At 38.1% G+C, this 19,667-nt stretch carries 16 protein-coding genes and 1 pseudogene; 11 read left to right on the top strand and 6 right to left on the bottom strand.

The window, feature by feature from the left end; all coding sequences use genetic code 11:
- Nucleotides 1–40: 40 nt before the first annotated feature.
- Nucleotides 41–745: an SGNH/GDSL hydrolase family protein gene (locus tag Q0976_RS11030; RefSeq protein WP_299493866.1), complete on the top strand. Its 705-nt coding sequence runs from the start codon at nt 41–43 to the stop codon at nt 743–745.
- Here the strand turns inward: Q0976_RS11030 and Q0976_RS11025 are convergent.
- The 6 genes from Q0976_RS11025 to Q0976_RS11000 all read right to left on the bottom strand — a co-directional run bounded on the left by Q0976_RS11025 (nt 734) and on the right by Q0976_RS11000 (nt 7,236).
- Nucleotides 734–1,876 carry a patatin-like phospholipase family protein gene (locus Q0976_RS11025; protein ID WP_299493865.1) on the bottom strand — a complete coding sequence of 381 codons (1,143 nt, stop codon included), beginning with the start codon at nt 1,874–1,876 and terminating at the stop codon, nt 734–736. The genes Q0976_RS11030 and Q0976_RS11025 overlap by 12 nt on opposite strands.
- 252 nt (nt 1,877–2,128) lie before the next feature.
- Nucleotides 2,129–3,835, bottom strand: coding sequence for a proline--tRNA ligase (locus Q0976_RS11020; protein WP_299493864.1), 1,707 nt, complete (start codon nt 3,833–3,835; stop codon nt 2,129–2,131).
- 121 nt (nt 3,836–3,956) lie between these two features.
- The gene (locus tag Q0976_RS11015; RefSeq protein WP_299493863.1) at nt 3,957–4,568 is read right to left on the bottom strand and encodes an acyltransferase; all 612 of its coding nucleotides are present in this window, start codon (nt 4,566–4,568) and stop codon (nt 3,957–3,959) included.
- Between the two features lie 66 nt (nt 4,569–4,634).
- Nucleotides 4,635–5,345 carry a tRNA (N6-threonylcarbamoyladenosine(37)-N6)-methyltransferase TrmO gene (tsaA, locus tag Q0976_RS11010; protein WP_299493862.1) on the bottom strand — a complete coding sequence of 237 codons (711 nt, stop codon included), beginning with the start codon at nt 5,343–5,345 and terminating at the stop codon, nt 4,635–4,637.
- A 14-nt stretch (nt 5,346–5,359) separates the two neighbouring features.
- Entirely contained in the window at nt 5,360–5,746 is a 387-nt protein-coding gene (rcsF, locus tag Q0976_RS11005) for an Rcs stress response system protein RcsF (protein WP_299493861.1), read from the bottom strand.
- Nucleotides 5,747–6,843: 1,097 nt separating this feature from the next.
- Entirely contained in the window at nt 6,844–7,236 is a 393-nt protein-coding gene (locus Q0976_RS11000; protein ID WP_299493860.1) for an H-NS family nucleoid-associated regulatory protein, read from the bottom strand.
- A 371-nt stretch (nt 7,237–7,607) separates the two neighbouring features.
- Between Q0976_RS11000 and Q0976_RS10995 the strand changes: the two genes are divergently transcribed.
- From Q0976_RS10995 to rfbA, 10 genes and pseudogenes are all read left to right on the top strand, one after another.
- Nucleotides 7,608–8,357 (top strand): electron transfer flavoprotein subunit beta/FixA family protein, encoded by a 750-nt coding sequence (locus Q0976_RS10995; RefSeq protein ID WP_299493859.1) that lies wholly within the window; start codon nt 7,608–7,610, stop codon nt 8,355–8,357.
- Nucleotides 8,357–9,280, top strand: a complete 924-nt coding sequence (locus Q0976_RS10990; protein ID WP_299493858.1) for an FAD-binding protein — start codon at nt 8,357–8,359, stop codon at nt 9,278–9,280. Before Q0976_RS10995 ends, Q0976_RS10990 begins: the two co-directional genes overlap by 1 nt.
- Nucleotides 9,281–9,678: 398 nt before the next feature.
- On the top strand, nt 9,679–11,247 hold the full coding sequence (locus Q0976_RS10985) for a Na+/H+ antiporter NhaC family protein (RefSeq protein ID WP_299493857.1): 1,569 nt from the start codon (nt 9,679–9,681) through the stop codon (nt 11,245–11,247).
- 219 nt (nt 11,248–11,466) lie between these two features.
- Nucleotides 11,467–12,045, top strand: coding sequence for a thymidine kinase (locus Q0976_RS10980; protein WP_299493856.1), 579 nt, complete (start codon nt 11,467–11,469; stop codon nt 12,043–12,045).
- A gap of 133 nt (nt 12,046–12,178) precedes the next feature.
- Nucleotides 12,179–12,755 (top strand): annotated as a pseudogene (locus tag Q0976_RS10975) (IS1595 family transposase).
- 1,024 nt (nt 12,756–13,779) lie between these two features.
- Entirely contained in the window at nt 13,780–14,952 is a 1,173-nt protein-coding gene (locus Q0976_RS10970; protein WP_299493855.1) for a polysaccharide export protein, read from the top strand.
- Nucleotides 14,953–14,956: 4 nt separating this feature from the next.
- Complete coding sequence (locus Q0976_RS10965) at nt 14,957–15,400, top strand: low molecular weight protein-tyrosine-phosphatase (RefSeq protein ID WP_299493854.1); 444 nt, start codon at nt 14,957–14,959, stop codon at nt 15,398–15,400.
- A 57-nt stretch (nt 15,401–15,457) separates the two neighbouring features.
- Entirely contained in the window at nt 15,458–17,617 is a 2,160-nt protein-coding gene (locus Q0976_RS10960; protein ID WP_299493853.1) for a polysaccharide biosynthesis tyrosine autokinase, read from the top strand.
- Between the two features lie 84 nt (nt 17,618–17,701).
- Nucleotides 17,702–18,796: a dTDP-glucose 4,6-dehydratase gene (gene rfbB / locus Q0976_RS10955; RefSeq protein WP_299493852.1), complete on the top strand. Its 1,095-nt coding sequence runs from the start codon at nt 17,702–17,704 to the stop codon at nt 18,794–18,796.
- Entirely contained in the window at nt 18,793–19,665 is an 873-nt protein-coding gene (rfbA, locus tag Q0976_RS10950) for a glucose-1-phosphate thymidylyltransferase RfbA (RefSeq protein ID WP_299493851.1), read from the top strand. The genes rfbB and rfbA overlap by 4 nt, the downstream gene beginning before the upstream one ends.
- Nucleotides 19,666–19,667: the final 2 nt, after the last annotated feature.

Here is a 19,667-nt window from a genome sequence, read left to right as displayed (position 1 = left end):
ATCATACCCATACCAATTCAAGCATAAGGAGAGCAATAATGTGAATATTTGGTATTATATATTATTAATTTTATTGTCACCGCTTTTATGCGCTCAAGCTTGGTATGTTCGTAAAACTACGCCTAAATTACCAGAACCTGAAGGCGAAAGGGCAGGAATAAGTGGCAATGGTCAGCCTTTGAGTTTACTTATCCTCGGTGACTCTGCGGCAGCTGGTGTGGGAGTTAATGAGCAGTCTCAAGCATTATCTGGTCAAATAGTAAAACAGTTGGCTGATCGTGTGACACTCAATTGGAGATTATTTGCGCAATCTGGCTATTCAACGCAAGATCTGCTTATTGCAGTAAAAACGATGGAAAAGCGAGAGGTGGATGTTGTTATTATTTCGCTCGGTGTTAATGATGTGACTCGCTTTATTCAAGTTGATACTTGGATTTCTCAGCAACAAGCTTTGCTTCAGTTTTGCAGAAAAGAGCTATCGAGCCAGCAAGTGTTGTTTTCTCTAGTGCCTCCTATGGGCGATTTCCCAGTTTTACCTCAACCGTTAGCTTGGTTTTTAGGGGTTAGAAGCCAGCAGTTTAATCAGTCTTTAACTCATTGGTTATCACAGGAGATTGATTGTCATATCATTAATTTGGGCCCTTTATTAGAAGCGGACAAAATGGCAATAGATGGCTTTCATCCAGGCGAAGCAATATATCAGCATTGGGCAAAAGTGGCTGTGGATAAAATATCAATTACTTAATAGTCTGTCATTAATATTGAGAAAGTGCTTAACGTCATCAATTTGGCACAGAGTGTCTTCGTAGCCTAACCGTATGAGCGCTTTACAGTAATCTTTGTCAAATAATAGGTATGAAACAATACTGGAATCAGATTGGCCAGTTATTCCCATTAATTTCATGAGTATTTTAAAAGCAATAGGGATAGTGTGAAAGTACTTAGCCGCAATTTCACTCAAATCTTCACTGGGTTTAATCACAAGTGCATCAATATGATTAAGGGGAATAGCCCTACGGTATGCTTTTGGAATATTGGCCATTGTTTTGTTAATTCTGAGTAAACGCTCTAAATCACTATTAATCGTATCTGAAAAAATAGTATCGAGCAGGTGCCCTGCTATAGTCTCTACTTGAGGGTAGTGAGTATTGGATTGCTGCTCATTTTTATGGGGGCTTTCTAAGTTTATGGCAATGATCCTGTTCGCACCTAAATGGATAGGACTACTTAATGGGGCAAATTGATGTAATGAGCCGTCAGCATAATAAGATTGCCCTATTTTTACCGTAGGGAAAATAAGTGGGATTGCTGCACTGGCGAGTAAATGATCGGTTGTGAGCCTTGTTCTTCGCCCGCAGCGTCTTGAGCGCTGCCAGTCTTGAATATTGGATTTAGCTTGAAAAAATGTTTCACAAAAACAGCTGTCGAAACATGAAGTATCTAAACTAATAGCATCTAAACTGTGCCTGTTAATATTTCTATCGATACGTTCAAAATCCACGAGTTGATCGAGTAAATTACGCAGAGGCTCATTATTAAATAGGCTTGCAGGCTGTAAGTTAGGGCCTTTTGACTTCATACCTTTAAATGCCATTTTACCTAAGTGACCAAATACGCCAGCGATAGATGCACTATAGACTTGGTCAATAGACAGATTTGACCATACCCATTCTAATTTTCTTACGCCTAAATGAAAGCACGATGCATATGTGGCAAGTGCCGTTGCATTAATCCCTCCTGCAGAAGTACCGCTTAATACTTTAAAAGGAATACCGTGACTTCTCGGGTAAAATTGGACTATGGCTTTTAATACACCGACTTGATAAGCTGCCCTAGCGCCTCCACCACCAAAAACAAGCGCTGTTTTATCTGACATAACTAAATCCTTAAATTGAAAAATAAATTATTCAAACAATGAGCCTTTATTTTATGTGTTGAATCTAAAGGTTTTTATTATGCTAGATGACTGTTCCTCAGTTGTTTAATTAGTCAAAGTATAGTTGTTTTAAGGAAGTTTTTAATAAAAAACGAGTTGAATATAGACACAGAGAAGGATGTTTACTAACATGAGGAAGTGATGAAGAAAAAAAGCCTTTAATATTAGAATAAAGGCTTTAATAATCAAGGGTTATGCTGACTTTATGAAGTCAATAATCTGCTCAAAAGGGATATCCTGCTTTTCACCTGTACGGCGGTTTTTGTATTCAAAAACACCATTGTCAATATTACGATCGCCAATGACAATGACATGTGGTAGTCCGATCAATTCCATATCAGCAAACATAACACCAGGACGCTCTTTACGATCATCAAAGAGCACTTCTATTCCTAACTCATTTAGCTCTTGATAAAGCTTTTCAGCCATATCTTTTACTCGATGAGATTTGTGCATGTTCATAGGGAGAATACCCACAGTAAACGGAGCAATAGCGTTAGGCCAAATAATGCCTCTCTCATCGTGATTTTGTTCAATGGCAGCAGCGACAATGCGGCTCACTCCAATACCATAACATCCCATGAGTAACGACTGAGATTTTCCATTTTCATCCAGCACATTAGCATGCATTGACTCAGAGTAATTTGTGCCTAATTGGAAAATATGTCCCACTTCAATACCACGTAAAAGGGCTATGTTACCCTGTCCACAAGGGCTCGCTTCCCCTTCAATAATATTGCGTAAGTCAGCTGTTTGAGCTTGAGGCAAATCACGTTCCCAGTTTATTCCTGTTAGGTGTTTACCGTCGGTATTTGCACCTGCAACAAAATCACTCATCACATCGACGCTATGATCGATAATGATAGGTATTGGGAGTTCGACTGGACCTAATGATCCAGGTCCTGCGCCAATTGTGGCTCTTATGTCTACTTCTTCTGCAAAAGTGAGTGGCGCAAGAACAGCGTCTAATTTTTCAGCTTTGACTTCATTGAGTTCATGATCGCCTCGAATAACTAAAGCAACGAGAGGCGCGTCATCATTTGCACCTTTAACGATGATGGTTTTCACCGTATTCTCGATATGGATCTGATGCTCAGAAACCAGCGTAGCGATGGTTTTTGCATTGGGGGTATCAAGTTCAGTTATTGCCTGAGTGGGGGCGTTTCGTTCCTTTGTCGGCAGCGGAGCTTGGGCTTTTTCAATATTGGCTGCGTAATCACTGCCAGTGGAGTATGCAATTAAATCTTCACCGCTATTGGCTAGCACATGAAATTCATGGGATAAGCTGCCGCCAATGGATCCTGTATCTGCTAATACAGGTCTAAATGATAGCTCCATACGAGACAAAATATTACTATAGGCTGTAAACATGGATTGATAAGTCTCATCCATCGTCTTTTGATCTAAATGAAAAGAGTAGGCATCTTTCATCAAAAATTCACGTGACCGCATGACACCAAAACGTGGGCGAACTTCATCACGGAACTTGGTTTGGATCTGAAATAAATTTAAAGGAAGTTGTTTATATGAGTTGACTTCTTTGCGTACGATATCGGTGATGACTTCTTCATGAGTCGGTCCTAAGACAAAGTCACGATTGTGTCTATCTTGAAAACGTAATAGTTCAGGGCCAAATTTTTCCCAGCGACCGGTTTCAGTCCAAAGATCGGCAGGTTGTACCATGGGCATGGATATTTCAATCGCGCCAGCTTTCATCATTTCTTCACGTACAATCGCTTCGACTTTACGTAAGACTTTGAGTCCAGTAGGAAGCCAACTATATAAGCCTGATGCGTTTTTGCGGATCATTCCTGCACGTAGCATAAGCTGATGACTGATAACTTCAGCATCTGCTGGTGTTTCTTTTTTTGTTGATAGTAGGTACTTGCTAACTCGCATTACCGATGTCCATGTTTAGAATGTAATTGGGCGACATTTTATCATTAAGCTTGCTGTTGTCACCCATGATTATTGGAATATGCTAAATATTCTTGTTGTAGGATAAAAAAGTGTGAGTCAATTATGATTTATCACGCCTATCTCCCACTTTTTTTGCTGGATTACCGGCCATAATGGCATAAGGCTCGACATCTTTAGTAATTATAGCTCCCATAGCAATAACGCTATGTGAACCAATAGTCACCCCATCAACGATACCAGCTTGAGCGCCTACCCACACATCTATCCCTATGGTTATGCCTAATGAATTCACTTTCTGCTGGTAAATACTTTGCTGCATGCTCATACCGTGATTAAAAGCATAGATAGTCACGTTGTTGGCTATGCGAGTTTTATCGCCAATGACAATACCCGCCCGTCCGCCATCAAGTGAACAGCCATGATTAATGGCTACTTCGTTACCCATAGTGATAGGTCCGTGAATGAAGCTGTCTGCTGCAATCATACATTGATCGCCCATTTTTATATCACGGCCAGGTTCGGCAAATAAGTGTGCTTGCGGAGCAACGAAACAATTCTGTCCAATGCTGATGGTTTCAAGCGCACAAAGTTGTGATTGTATTTGTGTTTGCCAAGGAAGCGCCCATTGTTTATGTTTTTCTTTGAGTGTGTAATAGAGCCAAGGCATATAGGCTAATCGTTGCTTATGTTGAGCTTGATAATCGACTTGCATGTGCGTACTCATTTCCATGTTCAAGTTAGAGCATATGGAGATATTTTAACGAATACTCAATGATTTTTATAGGTTAGCAGGTCCAATATGACAGACTAAAATAGCGCCTTCTTGCATTTGCCATAAAATGTCTAAATCGTATAATGCAATTTGGTATTGTTTTAGATCCATTTTTCCTTTCTTATAAGCAGGTCTTGGATCTTGGGCGAGAACTTCAGTTATAAATGCTTCCAAATGGGGCCTATCGTGATATTTAAGTAGCTGCTTTTTAGCTTCTTTTGAAAAGGTAACGTCAATTAATAGTGGGGCTTCTTGGGCTATTCCACCTATCGCATTTTCAATGGCATCTGAAAAAGGGATATAAGGTTTAATATCGATAATGGGGGTGCCGTCCAGTAAATCCATTCCTGAAATTTCGAGACTCACCTGTCCTGAGTTATGTTGGATTTGATGGAGTTTGACCACAGATTGCCCGATACCATTTGGTCTGAAAGTTGAACGGGTAGCAAACACCCCGAGTTTTTCATTCCCGCCTAAACGAGGGGGCCTAACGGTGGGTTTCCAACCTTGCTTGAGGTTTTCATGGAAACAAAACAGTAACCATAAATGAGAGAATTGCTCTAAACCTCTTACTGTATCGAGTTGGTTATAAGCACCGTTAAGCTTTATATAGCCTCTAACAGAGTTAACTAAACCTGGTTGACGTGGGATCCCAAATTTTTGCTTATAAGGCGTTTGGCAATAAGCAACTGCTTCAATTTGATTGGTAAAATGCATGAATATTTTTAGCTCTACTTGTCGGTATTGGTCGGTGTCTTAATGGCTTGTCCTATGCATAGAGCACTACTAAAACAGCCTGGTGTGGGTTCTGCAACTAACACACAATTTTTGATAATTAACCCATTGGCATTTTTATCCGCTGCAGCTCGCCTTGCCAGCGTTCTAGCATCTGCTAGTGTTACAGGAACACCATTTTTTTCCACTTGACAAGCTTCTCCTTGTACGAGACCTTTCAATTCATATTGGCCTAAAGGTTGCGTATCACCCTCGTAAACCGTCACTTCTGATGGTTTGAAATAATCTTCGATTGCATCTCTATTGAGGTTGCTATTAAAGGTGTAATTACTGTTACATGCGCTAAGCAGTGCGGTGAGTACAATGAGTAGTATCAGTCTCATGTCGATTAAGCCTTAGTTAAATTTTAAGATGGGGTCAGTTATTATCTATGCATTAAGTTATGTGTTGAGTGCATTGACTTAATGCTATTGGATTAGCATTAAAGAAACTCTAAGTAACAGATAATTCATGTTTTTATAGATATCTACATCTTAGCGCTAAAATCGATTTTCAGAAAGCCATTAAGTGAAAAAAGGGTTAAAAATTACTTTTTAAACCAGAAATCGTTGCTCTTGTTTAGTGCTTTAAACAGGAATAGGAGGATAGGGTATCCAATTATATGAAGTAGATTGAAATAAATGAATAGGGATAAGTGGCGGGAAGAAAGTGATGAAAACAGTCCTGATATTTACTTTTATTTACGTCAACTGAATAAAAATATTACTGTATTACATTGAGGGAGAGTCCGTTCATAAAGGTGTTTAGAGAGTTATTTTTAGCTTGGTATGGGGAAGGGGGATTAAAGAGGAACTGAGATTTTTTATTGAATAAAATTGTATTTCTTTTTGTAATTGGATAAAAGTATAAATTGATCTAACAATATTAAAAGACTTGTTTACAAGGCGATTAATGAAGTTTATTTGCACAAATCTTTGTTCATCTTATGTCGTTTAAATTAAATATTTCTAATGAAAAAGAGCTCTATGACAGTGCTATTAAGCTTGTATTTTACACTGGATTTATTCTTGACGTTATCCTACGAATGAATAATAGACGAATAAATATTAACAACAATGAATATTAATTGAATAAAAGTCATTTATGTAGAACAAAAATTCATAAACAATAATAAATATTATTTGATATTAAAATGCATAAACTTATATAGACGTTATTTTTGCATAAGAGTTCCATTGATTAAAAATAATAGGTATGTAGAAACAGGTAAATGAGATTTTAACATTATTTATAGCACTACTCTCATGATAGCTAGGTTATAAAAGTTCATTTAAATCAGCTGCTAGCATCTCTTTTATTGGCTGTAAGATACAAGAGTAAATATTGGGTTAATATAAGGAAAAACGTAATATTTGTATCAATGAGAGTATAAAAAAAGCCCAGCATAACTGGGCTTTTTATTAGTTGCTTAGACTTAATCTTAAATAAGAAAGTCTTCCATGTTGCGACCTTTGTCTAGTTCCGCTTTAAAAACAGTAGGCATACGACCTTGACCTGTCCATGTAATTTCTTCACCATCCACATTGATTTTATATTTTGGTGGGCGAGGAGCACGTTTTTTAGGGGCCGATTTAATGGCTGCTCCACCAATATCGTCAACTGATAATCCAACAGCTTCCATTTGCTTGCGGATTTCTTCGATTTTAGCATTACGCTCAGCGAGTGCTTGATTATCTGCCTCTGCTTGAGAAGACTTTTCTTCTATAATCTTTTCAAGTTTCTCAGCAAGCTCTTGAAGTTGTTCTAAGCTTAACTCCTTAACAGCAGCTTTAAATCGACGTCCATGTGTTAATATATCTAGAAATTCGCTCATAGTTATTTAGATCCAATCCAATGTAGAAAGTTTTTATATTCAAGTACGAATAATAGAAACTATTTAGCTGAGGATCAAATAAATATTGCAATAAATGAATATTATTTGGTTTTTAAATAAAAAAAATGCTTTTTTAATGTATTTTTGACGAAATTGTTGCTTTTGTGTGGATATAAATTAAACACAAATAAAAACGAACGTTTGAATCGAGTTGACGTTAACGTTAACAGCAAGTAGAGTGGGGGATGATTTGGATGTCATTCTGGTAAGGTTAACATCCATTTTATTGATACCCTATCAAGCAAGTGAGATAGTCCTTTATTTGGATATATCGGTTCAAGAATTTAATAAAAGACGTACAAGGAAGCTTTATGAAAGTATTGGTACCAGTAAAACGTGTCGTCGATGCTAATGTGAAGGTCAGAGTCAATACTGATACTCAGCAAGTTGATACCGCGAATTTGAAAATGGCAATAAACCCTTTTTGTGAAATCGCAGTTGAAGAAGCGGTTCGACTTAAAGAGTCTGGAAAGGCTCAAGAAGTGGTCGTGGTCAGTATTGGTACTAAAGCTGTTCAAGAGCAGTTACGTACAGCACTGGCATTAGGTGCAGATAGAGCTATTCATGTTGAAACCAGTGATGAACTGGTGCCCCTTTCTATAGCTAAAATATTACATGCGGTTCAAGAGAAAGAGCAGGCCGAGTTGGTGATTTTAGGTAAGCAGTCAATTGATGGAGACAATAACCAAACGGGACAAATGTTAGCTGCGCTAGGAAAAATGCCTCAAGCCACATTTGCATCCGAAGTCCTATTAGAGGGGGAGGAATTGACTGTTACACGGGAAGTGGACGGGGGATTACAAACACTAAAATTATCGCTTCCTGCTGTGGTAACTTCAGATCTTCGCTTAAATGAACCACGATATGCCAAGTTACCTAATATTATGAAAGCAAAACGAAAACCATTAGATGTTATGACACCTGATGCATTAGAAGTGTCGTTAAAACAGCATCAGAAAGTTTTGAGTGTGGCGCCGCCTATAAAAAGAAGTGCAGGTGTGATTGTCAAATCTGTTGATGAGTTAGTTGAAAAGTTGAAAAATGAAGCGAAGGTGATCTGATGGCAATATTAATATTAGCAGAGCATGATAATGAGAGTTTAAAACTTGAAACAGCAAAAGTCATGGCTTGTGCTCAAGCAATAGGAGGAGAATGTGATGTCTTGGTTGTTGGGCATCAATGCCATCAAGTTGCCACTGAAGCACAAAAGTTATCAAACGTTAGGCAAATAATCTATTTGGATGCGATAGAGTATGCTAACGGACTTGCCGAAAATATGTCTTTATTAATAACTAAGTTAGCTAGTGATTATGATGTGATTTTAGGCGCTGCATCAAGTATTGGTAAAGATGTATTCCCACGTGTAGCGGCTTTGTTGGATGTTGCACAATTATCTGAAGTTGTTGAAGTGGTATCAGCCGATACCTTTGTACGTCCTATTTATGCGGGTAATGCTTTAGCGACAGTGCAAAGCCTAGATACTAAAAAAGTGATCACTGTTCGTTCAAGTGCTTTTGATGCTGTTGAAATGGATGGCAATGCTGCGTTAGTGACAATTGATACTGTTTTTGTACCTGAGGTAACTTTTGTTTCTCAACAGCTTACAGAGTCAGAACGACCTGAATTGGGTAGCGCTAATGTGATAATTTCTGGCGGTCGTGGTATGGGAAGTGGTGAAAATTTCAATATTTTAGAGGCCCTTGCTGATAAATTGGGTGGGGCAATTGGGGCATCACGAGCTGCTGTAGATGCAGGGTTTGTACCTAACGATCTACAAGTAGGGCAAACAGGTAAAATTGTTGCGCCGGAGCTTTATATTGCGGCTGGTATATCCGGTGCTATTCAACATCTTGCGGGCATGAAAGATTCAAAGATTATTGTTGCTATCAATAAAGATCCTGAAGCACCTATTTTTCAAGTCGCTGATTATGGATTAGTGGCCGATCTTTTTGAGGCAGTACCAGAACTAACAGCGGCTGTTTAGCGTATAAGTAAAATCAATACTTGCTTATCATTATTGAACATTGTACTTTTACGTAGCTGCAAAATGTGACTAAGATCACGAAAAGTGGCAAAAGGCTCGCTCCCTTTCGCCGCTTGTGCTTTTATGTGGCGCGTGTCAATTTACAGAGGGTTGTTGAGGTTGGTTAAGTAGCGCAAAAAGAGTGTTTTTATATCATGATTTTATTCGATATTTATTCATATTGATGATAGAGATGAGTCGAGTGTATAAATACATTAATTATAGTATTGCTTGTTAGGATGACAGGCAAATTTGATGTTGATTTGATTAATGACAGCTATGATGTGTTACCAGAACAGGATAAGTACTAAACCCCACCAGTTCAGTTGTCCTACATTTGTATTTAGCGAAGAAGATAAATGACAATTATAAGCTATGCCGATTCGGCTCTTTCTTTGCTGCCGCCTGTGGTAGCAGTTGTGTTGGCGATGATTACTCGCCGCGTATTACTTTCTCTTGGATTGGGGATCCTTATAGGGGGCCTTCTTTTAACTGACTTTTCTTTTCTGGGAACAGGCCAGTATTTAGCTGCTAAAGTGACGAGTCTTGTTTGGGATGACGGTGCATTGAATAGCTGGAACTTGTATATTCTGGCTTTTTTAGTGTTGCTTGGAATGATCACCGCATTGATAACCGTGAGTGGCTCAGCGAGAGCGTTTGCTGAGTGGGCAAGAAAACATATTCGCAATAAACGTGATGCAAAATTATTAACGATTTTCCTCGGGTGTGTTGTGTTTATTGATGATTACTTCAATAGTTTGGTTGTGGGAAGTGTGGCTAGGCCATTAACTGACCGATATTATGTTTCTCGCAGTAAACTGGCTTATTTATTAGACTCTACAGCGGCTCCTGTTTGTGTGATATCCCCAGTCTCGAGTTGGGGTGCCTATATCATCGCTTTAATTGGTGGCATTTTAACGGCTCATGGTTTTACTGATTCTGGACATTTAAGCGTATTTGTTCAAATGATCCCAATGAACTTTTATGCCATTTTTGCTTTATTATTACTTATTTGTGTGGCATTGATGGGATTGGATGTCGGCCCCATGAGAGAGCATGAACTGAATGCGCAAAAAGGTAACTTATATGATGAAGCAAAAGGGTTACCCCCAGGAGCTGTTTCAGATTTACCTGAGGCGAGTTCAGGCAAAATATTAGGGTTATTTTTACCTATTTCAGTCTTAGTATTAGCTACATTTTATTTTATGGTCAGCAGTGGAGCAGATGTACTCGTTGAAAAAGGGATCCCCTTTAATATCATTGGCGCTTTTGAAAACACCGATGTGGGGTCATCATTATTTTTTGGTGCCATTATCGGATTAATTGTGACCTTAGTCATGAGTATCGTGCAAGGCATCGATAAGAAAATGATTTTTAAAGGCATGACTATGGGCGCGCGTTCAATGTTACCTGCCTTGTACATTTTGATGTTTGCCTGGACAATTGCTGCGGTTATTGGCCAATTAGAAACCGGTAAATATATGGCCAGTTTAGCGACAGGCAATATTCCTTTTGAAATGTTGCCTGCTGTACTCTTTATATTGGCGGGGTTGACTGCATTTGCAACTGGAACCAGCTGGGGTACCTTTGGTATTATGTTACCTATTGCTGCTGATATGGCCATGGGCAGTCACAGCGCGATGATGTTGCCTATGCTTGCTGCAGTATTAGCTGGCGCTGTATTTGGGGATCATTGCTCACCCATTTCAGATACCACCATTTTATCTTCAACGGGTGCAAGTTGTCATCATATTGATCATGTCATGACTCAGTTACCTTATGCACTCATTGTGGCTGGCATCAGCTTAGTAGGCTACTTAGTACTTGGATTTACAGGCTCGGTAACAATTGGTTTTGTGACCTGTAGTTTACTGTTTGTCATGAGTGTTATCTTATTGAGAATGAAATCAAATCAAGGTCGCTATTAGACTGAACAATTAACTTAGTTGAGCGTTATAATATAGTTAAGTGCCGCAGTTCAGTTTCTGATTGCGGCACTTTTTATTAAGGATTTTGATTGTTATTGTCTAATGTTATTACGTTTAGCTCAGATAGATTTTTACCATGAAAGATTTTTAGCCCTTAGGCATTTATTCGTAACATGGTCGAGAACTTAAGCCGAAATATTGAATAAAAGGACAAAGCGTTTGGCACAACTTTATTTTTATTACTCTGCAATGAATGCAGGAAAATCGACGTCATTATTACAGTCTTCTTATAATTATCAGGAAAGAGGCATGAATACCTTAATCATGACGGCTTCGATTGATAACCGTTACGGTGTAGGAAAAGTGGCTTCACGTATTGGAATAGAGTCTGAAGCACACGTTTTTAGTCAAGGAGATGATTTACTCTCATTCGTCGTTGATGAAAGAAAGCGAGGGGCATTACATTGTATTTTAGTGGATGAGTGTCAATTTCTTTCTAAGGGACAAGTTAAACAATTAACTCAAATAGTTGATGAGTTTGATATTCCTGTGCTTTGTTATGGTTTAAGAACGGACTTTCAAGGAGAGTTATTTATTGGTAGTCAATATCTATTGGCTTGGGCTGATAAATTAGTTGAACTTAAAACCATTTGCCACTGTGGTCGAAAAGCCAATATGGTATTGAGACTCGACGGAGAGGGCAGGCCTATTAGTCAAGGGGAGCAAGTGGCCATAGGTGGTAATGAGCGATATGAATCTGTTTGTCGAAAGCATTTTAGAAAGCTGATTTGGGAATAGTTTTTCTGATTACCCACGAGCTTCAACCATGAATTTTTTGAAATATGAGCTATATTTAGAGCAATGCTTGATCTGGAGAATGGTCTTGGTTAAAAGTAAAATTTAACATCAACTTAGATATAGTTTATTAGCATTGTTCAAAAAATATGCAAGCTAAGAACAATGTGTAAAGGTGTTGTGTAGTGGTATTGTTTAATTGGAAATGGCCTACAGGCTTTATTTGTCCCAAACGTTCTTTACAAAGTCACTGCACTTTAAAATCCAGAAAAATTTATCAGTGTAACCGTTGTCATCATCAAACATCATTAACAACCAATACGATATTTGAATATTCAAAGCTCCCCTTAACTATCTGGCTTTTAAGTGTCCATTTAATTGTGCATTTGAAAGTCGGTATTTCAGCTTTATCACTTAAACGCCGAATAGGCGTATCTTAAAATACGGCTTGGCGTGTGAAACAAAAAATCATGCAAGTGATGAAAGAGAGAGATGATAAACGCCAATTATTGGATATTGTTCAAGTCGATGATGTGTATTATAGTAGTGAGCGTCATAACCCTAGATTCTTACCCCGATATTTAACTGAATATTGTTATCGCTTTAATCGACTGTTTTCACTTGAAGACATGTTACCGCGATTAATGTATGTTGCACTCAGAACACCTCCCATGCCACAGAAGCATTTGAGTATGACTGAGCTTTATGGGTAATCAGGTAATTATCTATTAAAGTATTGGGTCATTTTTATAGGTAAGCTCTACTTTAGTCTTGTTTCTTTGTGTGTTTCCCTCCTATACGATCTCGGCTGTTGAGTCCGTTATTTAAACAGAGCAATGAGAAAAGATCGAAATAGCGTTGAAGGCGTTAATGGCTATCCTTGTTTTGATATTTATCTACTCTACTTGTTAATCTTAGAGCTTGCTGAGCCTAGATTCTCTGCCGTTGCAGTATTCGTAAGCTGTTACTGTATTGCATTAATGCATTCACTTTATAAATACTAATAACATATTGTCGATTAAAGTTGATAACATGTGGTTCAATTTTATACATGCTACTACTTGTGCTGCCTATTTAATAAGCTGTTGAAGGTTTGAGATCAAAAAGTGCGTAAATTTCCATAATTTTATCAACTTTAACGCCTGTTATGGTGTATTATGTCGGCGTTTAACATGGTGTAAACACCCTTTGCAATAAAGTCTAACCGTATGAGAGTAAATGGTACGATTTAGGCTAGTGTGTTTCAGAGGTTAGTATGAGCTTTTTATTATTGTTGATGAAATTGTTAAATTTATCATAATTTTGTCAAGCTAAGCGTTAACTCTTAGATGTTAACTTAATCAATTTGGTTGTGTTTATTATCATTTAATTGATTTTAAACGATTTATGGCACTATGGAAGCCAAAATTCATGGGCGGTAGCGTGTCTGAAATAAATTGATTGTTTAGAATTATTACTTAAACTTTAAAGGGATTTTAGTGATGAATGTTATGTTCCATTAACTTTATTTTACACTTGTTCACTTGTTTAACCTCATTTAACTTAGTCACTTGTTTTTTCACCTATTTTTTTATCGTTTAATGCTGTGTTTCAGCAGTTATCATTTCAATATAAAACATAGGCTTTATCAGTGTATAGCTTGTGTAGCGGTGATTTAAATTCGTACTATATTGTGTTCAATTATATAAAGAACTGCTCTGTCAGATCTTTTTCAATTCCTAATTTTAATTATTAATCATGAATAAACTTTCCAAGCTTATTGGCATTGGCGTTATGTCAACTTTTATTACCGCCTGTGTGACCCCTGGGCAACATTTGAGCACCTCAGGTAAGAATATTGTTAATGAAGTACCGTCCGGTAAAGAAGAGGCAGATTTTGATTCTTTGGTTAATGTTTATGAATTAACGCCTCAATTTGTGAACTCGCACCGAACGTCAAGCCCGACGGCGACAGTGAACAGGAGTATGGATGAAGAAATTGCAAACTATCAATATCGTGTTGGGCCTGCTGATATTCTCAATGTGACAGTTTGGGACCATCCTGAACTTACTATTCCCGCGGGTTCTTATCGAAGTACTACAGAGTCCGGTAACTGGGTGCATACAGATGGGCGGATTTATTATCCTTATATTGGATTTGTTACCGTTGAAGGCAAAACAGTTGTTGAAATTCGTGATGAAATGTCAAAGAGACTGGCAGAATTCATAGAAAGTCCACAAGTTGATGTCAATGTGGCGAACTTTCGCTCACAAAAGACTTATGTGACAGGTGAAGTTAAAAATCCGGGCAAGCAGCCCATTACTAATGTGCCATTAACCTTGCTCGATGCCATCAATCAAGCTGGCGGCTTAGGTGAAGATGCTGATTGGCGCAATGTGACTTTGACACGTAATGGTAAAGAGATTCAAGTGTCACTTTATGCATTAATGCAAAAAGGGGATTTAACCCAGAATCATTTATTGCATGCAGGTGATATTATCCATGTACCGAGAAATGATGGTCAAAAAGTGTTTGTCATGGGGGAAGTGAAAACGCCTAAAACAATTACCATTGACAGAGCGGGGATGAGTTTAACTGAAGCCTTGAGTACGGTTGGCGGCTTAGATCAGAATGAGTCTGATGCTACTGGTGTGTTTGTTATTCGAGGTAATAAGCAATTCGATGTTAATTCAAATCAAGATGAGACAGAAGTTAAAATAGCTTCTCCTATTGCGAATGTCTATCAGTTGGACATTTCTGATGCCACTGCTATGGTGATTGGAACGTCATTTGAGATGCAACCTTATGATATTGTTTATGTCACCACTGAGCCTATTTCTCGTTGGAATCGAGTCGTAAGTAATTTGCTTCCGACTTTTCTGAGTATTAATTATTTAACACAGTCTTATAATAGAACTTTGTCATGGTAATAATATGTTTAATAAAATGTTAGTAGTGTGTGTAGGGAATATTTGTCGTTCACCTTCTGGGGAGTATTTGCTTAAAAGCCTTTTACCTCATAAGCAAGTCGATTCAGCGGGAATAGCGACTGAAAAAAGTCGCTTATCGGGAAAACCTGCCGATAGCATGGCCACTCAAATTGCTAAGCAACACGATATAGATTTAACCCCGCATAAAGCGAGGCAATTAACGGCTGAATTGTGTCAAGAGTATGACTTGATCTTGGTTATGGAAAAAGGGCATATCGATGCGGTATCGAGTATTTCCTCTGCCGCGCGAGGGAAAACCATGCTGTTTGGGCAGTGGATAGGCAAGCAAGATATTCCCGATCCTTACAAGCTGAGCCAAGAAGCCTTTGAGTATGCTTATGAGTTAATTGAACAATCGGCTAATGCCTGGGCGAATAAAATAAGCTAGCTCAGTGCTGTTCACTTAACTATTATTTTTTATTGTTTTTACGAGTACATTTCTATTATGACTTCGACTCAAAATATGTCGACAAAACTATCTGAATCCAATGATGAAATCGATTTAAGTAAACTATTGGGCACTTTAATCGATCAGCGCTGGATGATTATCGCTATTACCAGTTTCTTTATGTTAGTTGGTATAGTTTATGCCTTATTGGCCACGCCCATTTATAAAGCGGATGCCTTAATTCAAATAGAAGAAAAAAGTTCTGGAATATCCGGCTTTGGTGATATGGGAGACTTGTTTGGCAGTGAGTCGTCTGCAACGACAGAAATTGAAGTGCTACAGTCTCGAATGATATTGGGTAAAACAGTCGATAAGTTGGATTTAACCACAGTCATAGAGCCTAATTATTTCCCTATTATTGGTAAAGGACTAGCGAGATTATTAGGCGATGTTAATTATGTTGACATTAATCGGTTTGAAATTCCAGCTTATTTATATCTTAATGCTAATTTTATCAGTTATCAACTAGTGTTCACAAATCTCGATATTGGCAGTTATGAGCTATATGATAGAAATGATAATAAAGTATTAACAGGGCGAGTGGGAGAGCTGGCTCAGAAAGGGGATTATCGCCTTTTTGTGAGTGATGTTAGCAGTGCTAACGGCATGAGTTTTACTCTTAAAAAGCAATCTCGTCTCGATGCCATTACTTGGGTGCAAGATAACTTGTCGGTTTCTGAAAAAGGTAAAAAAACAGGGGTATTACAGCTATCCTTCACTGGAGATAATCGAGGCCAAATTGAAAACATTTTAAATGATATTAGTCAAGATTATTTTCTACAAAATGTGGCGCGAAATTCCGCCGAAGCTGAAAATAGTCTTGTTTTTTTACAGCAACATTTACCTTTGGTAAAAGCAAAACTTGTTGAAGCTGAAGAAACATTGAATCGTTTTAGAGAAGAGAATGACTCCATTGATTTAGGCTTAGAAGCTAAATCATCATTAGATGTCATGGTGAAGCTTGAAGAACAGCTTAATCAGCTCACTTTTAAAGAGAGTGAAATATCTCAACTCTTTACTAAAGAGCATCCTGCTTATATTTCGTTAATGGATAAGCGGCAGACTTTATTGAAAGAGAGAGATAGGCTTAATCAAAATATTCAAGCCTTGCCGAAAACCCAACGTGATATTTTGCGTATGACACGGGATGTGGAAGTCAACCAGGAAATGTATTTAAAATTGCTTAATCATGTGCAAGAATTAAATATTGTCAAAGCAAGTACAATTGGCAATGTACGCATTATCGATAAAGCAGAAGCCTATACGCGAGCCATTAAACCGAAAAAAGCCTTAGTAGTGTTACTGGCCACATTACTCGGCGGAGTGATTAGTATTGCTCTGGTTTTGTTAAGATCTGCTTTACATCGTGGGGTTGAAAGTCCTGAGCAAATTGAGCAAATTGGTTTGCCTGTTTATGCCAGTGTACCTAAATCTAACTGGCAAGCGGGAATTGATATTCATCTTAAGCGTAAGAAGAAAAATCAAGAATATGAAGCTCTACTTGCAGAGACTAATCCTGCTGATTTAGCCATTGAGGCATTACGTGGGCTGAGAACCAGTCTTCATTTCGCTATGATGGAAGCAAAAAACAATGTGGTGATGATTTCAGGCCCTGCGCCGGGGCTAGGTAAGTCTTTCGTATCGGTTAACTTTGCCGCAGTGTTGGCCAAAACGGGGCAAAAAGTATTAATCGTGGATGCGGATATGCGCAAAGGTTATTTACAACGTCAGTTTAATCTTAAGTGGGAGAACGGATTATCGGACTTATTATCAGGTAAGTCTGAAATAAAGGATGTCGTCAAAGCCTCGGGGATTGACAATCTAGATCTTGTTACCCGAGGATCAGTACCCCCAAATCCGTCAGAGCTTTTAATGCACCCAAGGTTTGAAGACTTTGTCACTTGGGCATCGAAAGAATATGACATAGTACTAATTGATACACCGCCGGTACTTGCCGTTACCGATCCAAGTATTGTGGGTGCATTAGCGGGAACAACATTACTCGTTGCCCGTTTTGGCGTGAGTTCAGTAAAAGAAATTGAAATTGCGTATCGCCGCTTTGAGCAAGCTGGTATCAATGTTAAAGGGTTTGTCCTCAATGCCACTGAGCAAAAAGCGCGTAATGCTAGTGAAGTTTACGCCTATAGTTATGAATAAATAGTAAACATAATTTTATATATATTTAATTTGATTCAACTGTTGTGGTTAGATTTATTAAAATGCTTTTTAAGGGACATATGTGTGAAAATATTAATAACTGGTGGAGCGGGATTTATTGGTTCCGCTGTTGTGCGCCATATAATTTGTAATACCAATGATAGTGTCATTAATATTGATAAATTGACTTATGCAGGTAATTTAGAATCACTATCTGTAATAGAAAATAATGAGCGTTATTATTTTGAGCAAGTAGATATCTGTGATCGTGTTAATTTAGATAGAGTTTTTAATTTCTATCAGCCAGATACGGTAATGCACTTAGCGGCAGAGAGTCATGTAGATAGATCTATTGATGGTCCTGCAGCTTTTATCGAAACCAATATCGTCGGCACTTATACCTTATTAGAAGCTACTCGAAATTATTGGACTACATTAGTACAGGGAAGAAAAAAGGCTTTTCGTTTTCATCATATTTCTACCGATGAAGTTTATGGTGACTTGGAAGAGACGGATAATTTATTTACAGAGGATATGGCTTATGAACCTAGTAGTCCGTATTCTGCGTCAAAAGCTTCAAGTGATCATTTGGTTAGAGCATGGCATAGAACTTTTGGTTTACCGATTATGGTAACTAATTGTTCCAATAACTACGGCCCTTACCATTTTCCTGAAAAATTGATCCCCTTAATCATTTTAAATGCTTTAGTTGGTAAACCTTTGCCCGTGTATGGTAACGGTATGCAAATTAGAGACTGGTTGTATGTAGAAGATCATGCTGCTGCGCTTTATAAGGTAATAACTCAAGGTAGAGTAGGTGAGACCTATAATATCGGTGGCCATAATGAGAAATCAAATATTAATGTAGTGAAAACAATATGCTCATTATTAGAGGAGTTAGTACCAAATAAACCTGATGGTGTTAAGCAATATCAAGACTTGATAAATTATGTGGCTGATAGGCCTGGTCATGATGTACGTTATGCTATAGATGCCTCAAAAATTGAGCGCGAGTTAGGTTGGAAACCTGTAGAGACATTTGAGTCTGGTTTACGTAAGACGGTCAAATGGTATCTAAATAATAAAAGTTGGTGGAGCCGGGTGCTTGATGGATCTTATTCTGGGGAACGTTTAGGTTCTATATCAGAAGATATATTAGTAAATAGAGAGGTAGGATGAAAGGGATTATTTTAGCGGGCGGTTCTGGTACTCGTCTCTATCCATTGACTCGTGGTGTATCTAAGCAATTACTACCAGTATACGATAAGCCAATGATTTACTATCCATTATCGACATTAATGTTAGCGGGAATTAAAGATGTACTCATTATTACCACGCCAGAAGATAACGATAGCTTTAAGCGTTTATTAGGTGATGGTAGCGACTATGGCATCTCACTTCACTATGCTGTGCAAGAAAAACCAGAGGGCCTAGCACAAGCCTTTATTATCGGTGAAGAATTTATTGATGGTGACAATGTTTGTTTGGTACTAGGTGATAATATTTTCTATGGTCAATCTTTTAGCCATACTTTGAAAAAAGCAGCCGCCAATAAAAATGGTGCTACTGTTTTTGGATATCAAGTGAAAGATCCCCAACGATTTGGTGTCGTTGATTTCGATGAAAATTATAAAGCGCTTAGTATAGAAGAAAAACCCGCTAAACCTAAATCTAACTATGCGGTGACAGGACTCTATTTTTACGATAATCGAGTCGTAGGCTTTGCTAAAAAAGTACAGCCTTCAGAGCGAGGAGAGTTTGAAATAACCACTATTAACCAAATGTATTTAGAGGATGGCTCTCTAACAGTAGAGCTGTTAGGTCGCGGCTTCGCTTGGTTAGATACGGGGACTCATGAAAGTTTACACGAGGCTTCTTCTTTCGTGCAAACGATAGAGCATATTCAAGGCTTGAAAGTTGCTTGCTTAGAAGAAATTTCATGGCGAAATAATTGGCTAACCGATCATGATATTCTTAGGATTGCGCAACCTATGCTTAAGAATGACTATGGCCAGTACCTAGTTAACTTGATTAAGAATATTAACTAGTA

Source organism: uncultured Shewanella sp., from assembly GCF_947501665.1.
Classification (GTDB): domain Bacteria; phylum Pseudomonadota; class Gammaproteobacteria; order Enterobacterales; family Shewanellaceae; genus Shewanella.
This window is presented reverse-complemented; position numbering and strand designations above follow the sequence as displayed.

What these genes read in the sequence shown, in the direction of transcription:
- Q0976_RS11025 (WP_299493865.1), bottom strand. Translation starts at nt 1,876, where the DNA reads ATGTCAGATAAAACAGCGCTTGTTTTTGGTGGTGGAGGCGCTAGGGCA.
- Q0976_RS11020 (WP_299493864.1), bottom strand. Translation starts at nt 3,835, where the DNA reads ATGCGAGTTAGCAAGTACCTACTATCAACAAAAAAAGAAACACCAGCA.
- Q0976_RS11015 (WP_299493863.1), bottom strand. Translation starts at nt 4,568, where the DNA reads ATGCAAGTCGATTATCAAGCTCAACATAAGCAACGATTAGCCTATATG.
- tsaA (WP_299493862.1), bottom strand. Translation starts at nt 5,345, where the DNA reads ATGCATTTTACCAATCAAATTGAAGCAGTTGCTTATTGCCAAACGCCT.
- rcsF (WP_299493861.1), bottom strand. Translation starts at nt 5,746, where the DNA reads ATGAGACTGATACTACTCATTGTACTCACCGCACTGCTTAGCGCATGT.
- Q0976_RS11000 (WP_299493860.1), bottom strand. Translation starts at nt 7,236, where the DNA reads ATGAGCGAATTTCTAGATATATTAACACATGGACGTCGATTTAAAGCT.
- Q0976_RS10995 (WP_299493859.1), top strand. Translation starts at nt 7,608, where the DNA reads ATGAAAGTATTGGTACCAGTAAAACGTGTCGTCGATGCTAATGTGAAG.
- Q0976_RS10990 (WP_299493858.1), top strand. Translation starts at nt 8,357, where the DNA reads ATGGCAATATTAATATTAGCAGAGCATGATAATGAGAGTTTAAAACTT.
- Q0976_RS10985 (WP_299493857.1), top strand. Translation starts at nt 9,679, where the DNA reads ATGACAATTATAAGCTATGCCGATTCGGCTCTTTCTTTGCTGCCGCCT.
- Q0976_RS10970 (WP_299493855.1), top strand. Translation starts at nt 13,780, where the DNA reads ATGAATAAACTTTCCAAGCTTATTGGCATTGGCGTTATGTCAACTTTT.
- Q0976_RS10965 (WP_299493854.1), top strand. Translation starts at nt 14,957, where the DNA reads ATGTTTAATAAAATGTTAGTAGTGTGTGTAGGGAATATTTGTCGTTCA.
- Q0976_RS10960 (WP_299493853.1), top strand. Translation starts at nt 15,458, where the DNA reads ATGACTTCGACTCAAAATATGTCGACAAAACTATCTGAATCCAATGAT.
- rfbA (WP_299493851.1), top strand. Translation starts at nt 18,793, where the DNA reads ATGAAAGGGATTATTTTAGCGGGCGGTTCTGGTACTCGTCTCTATCCA.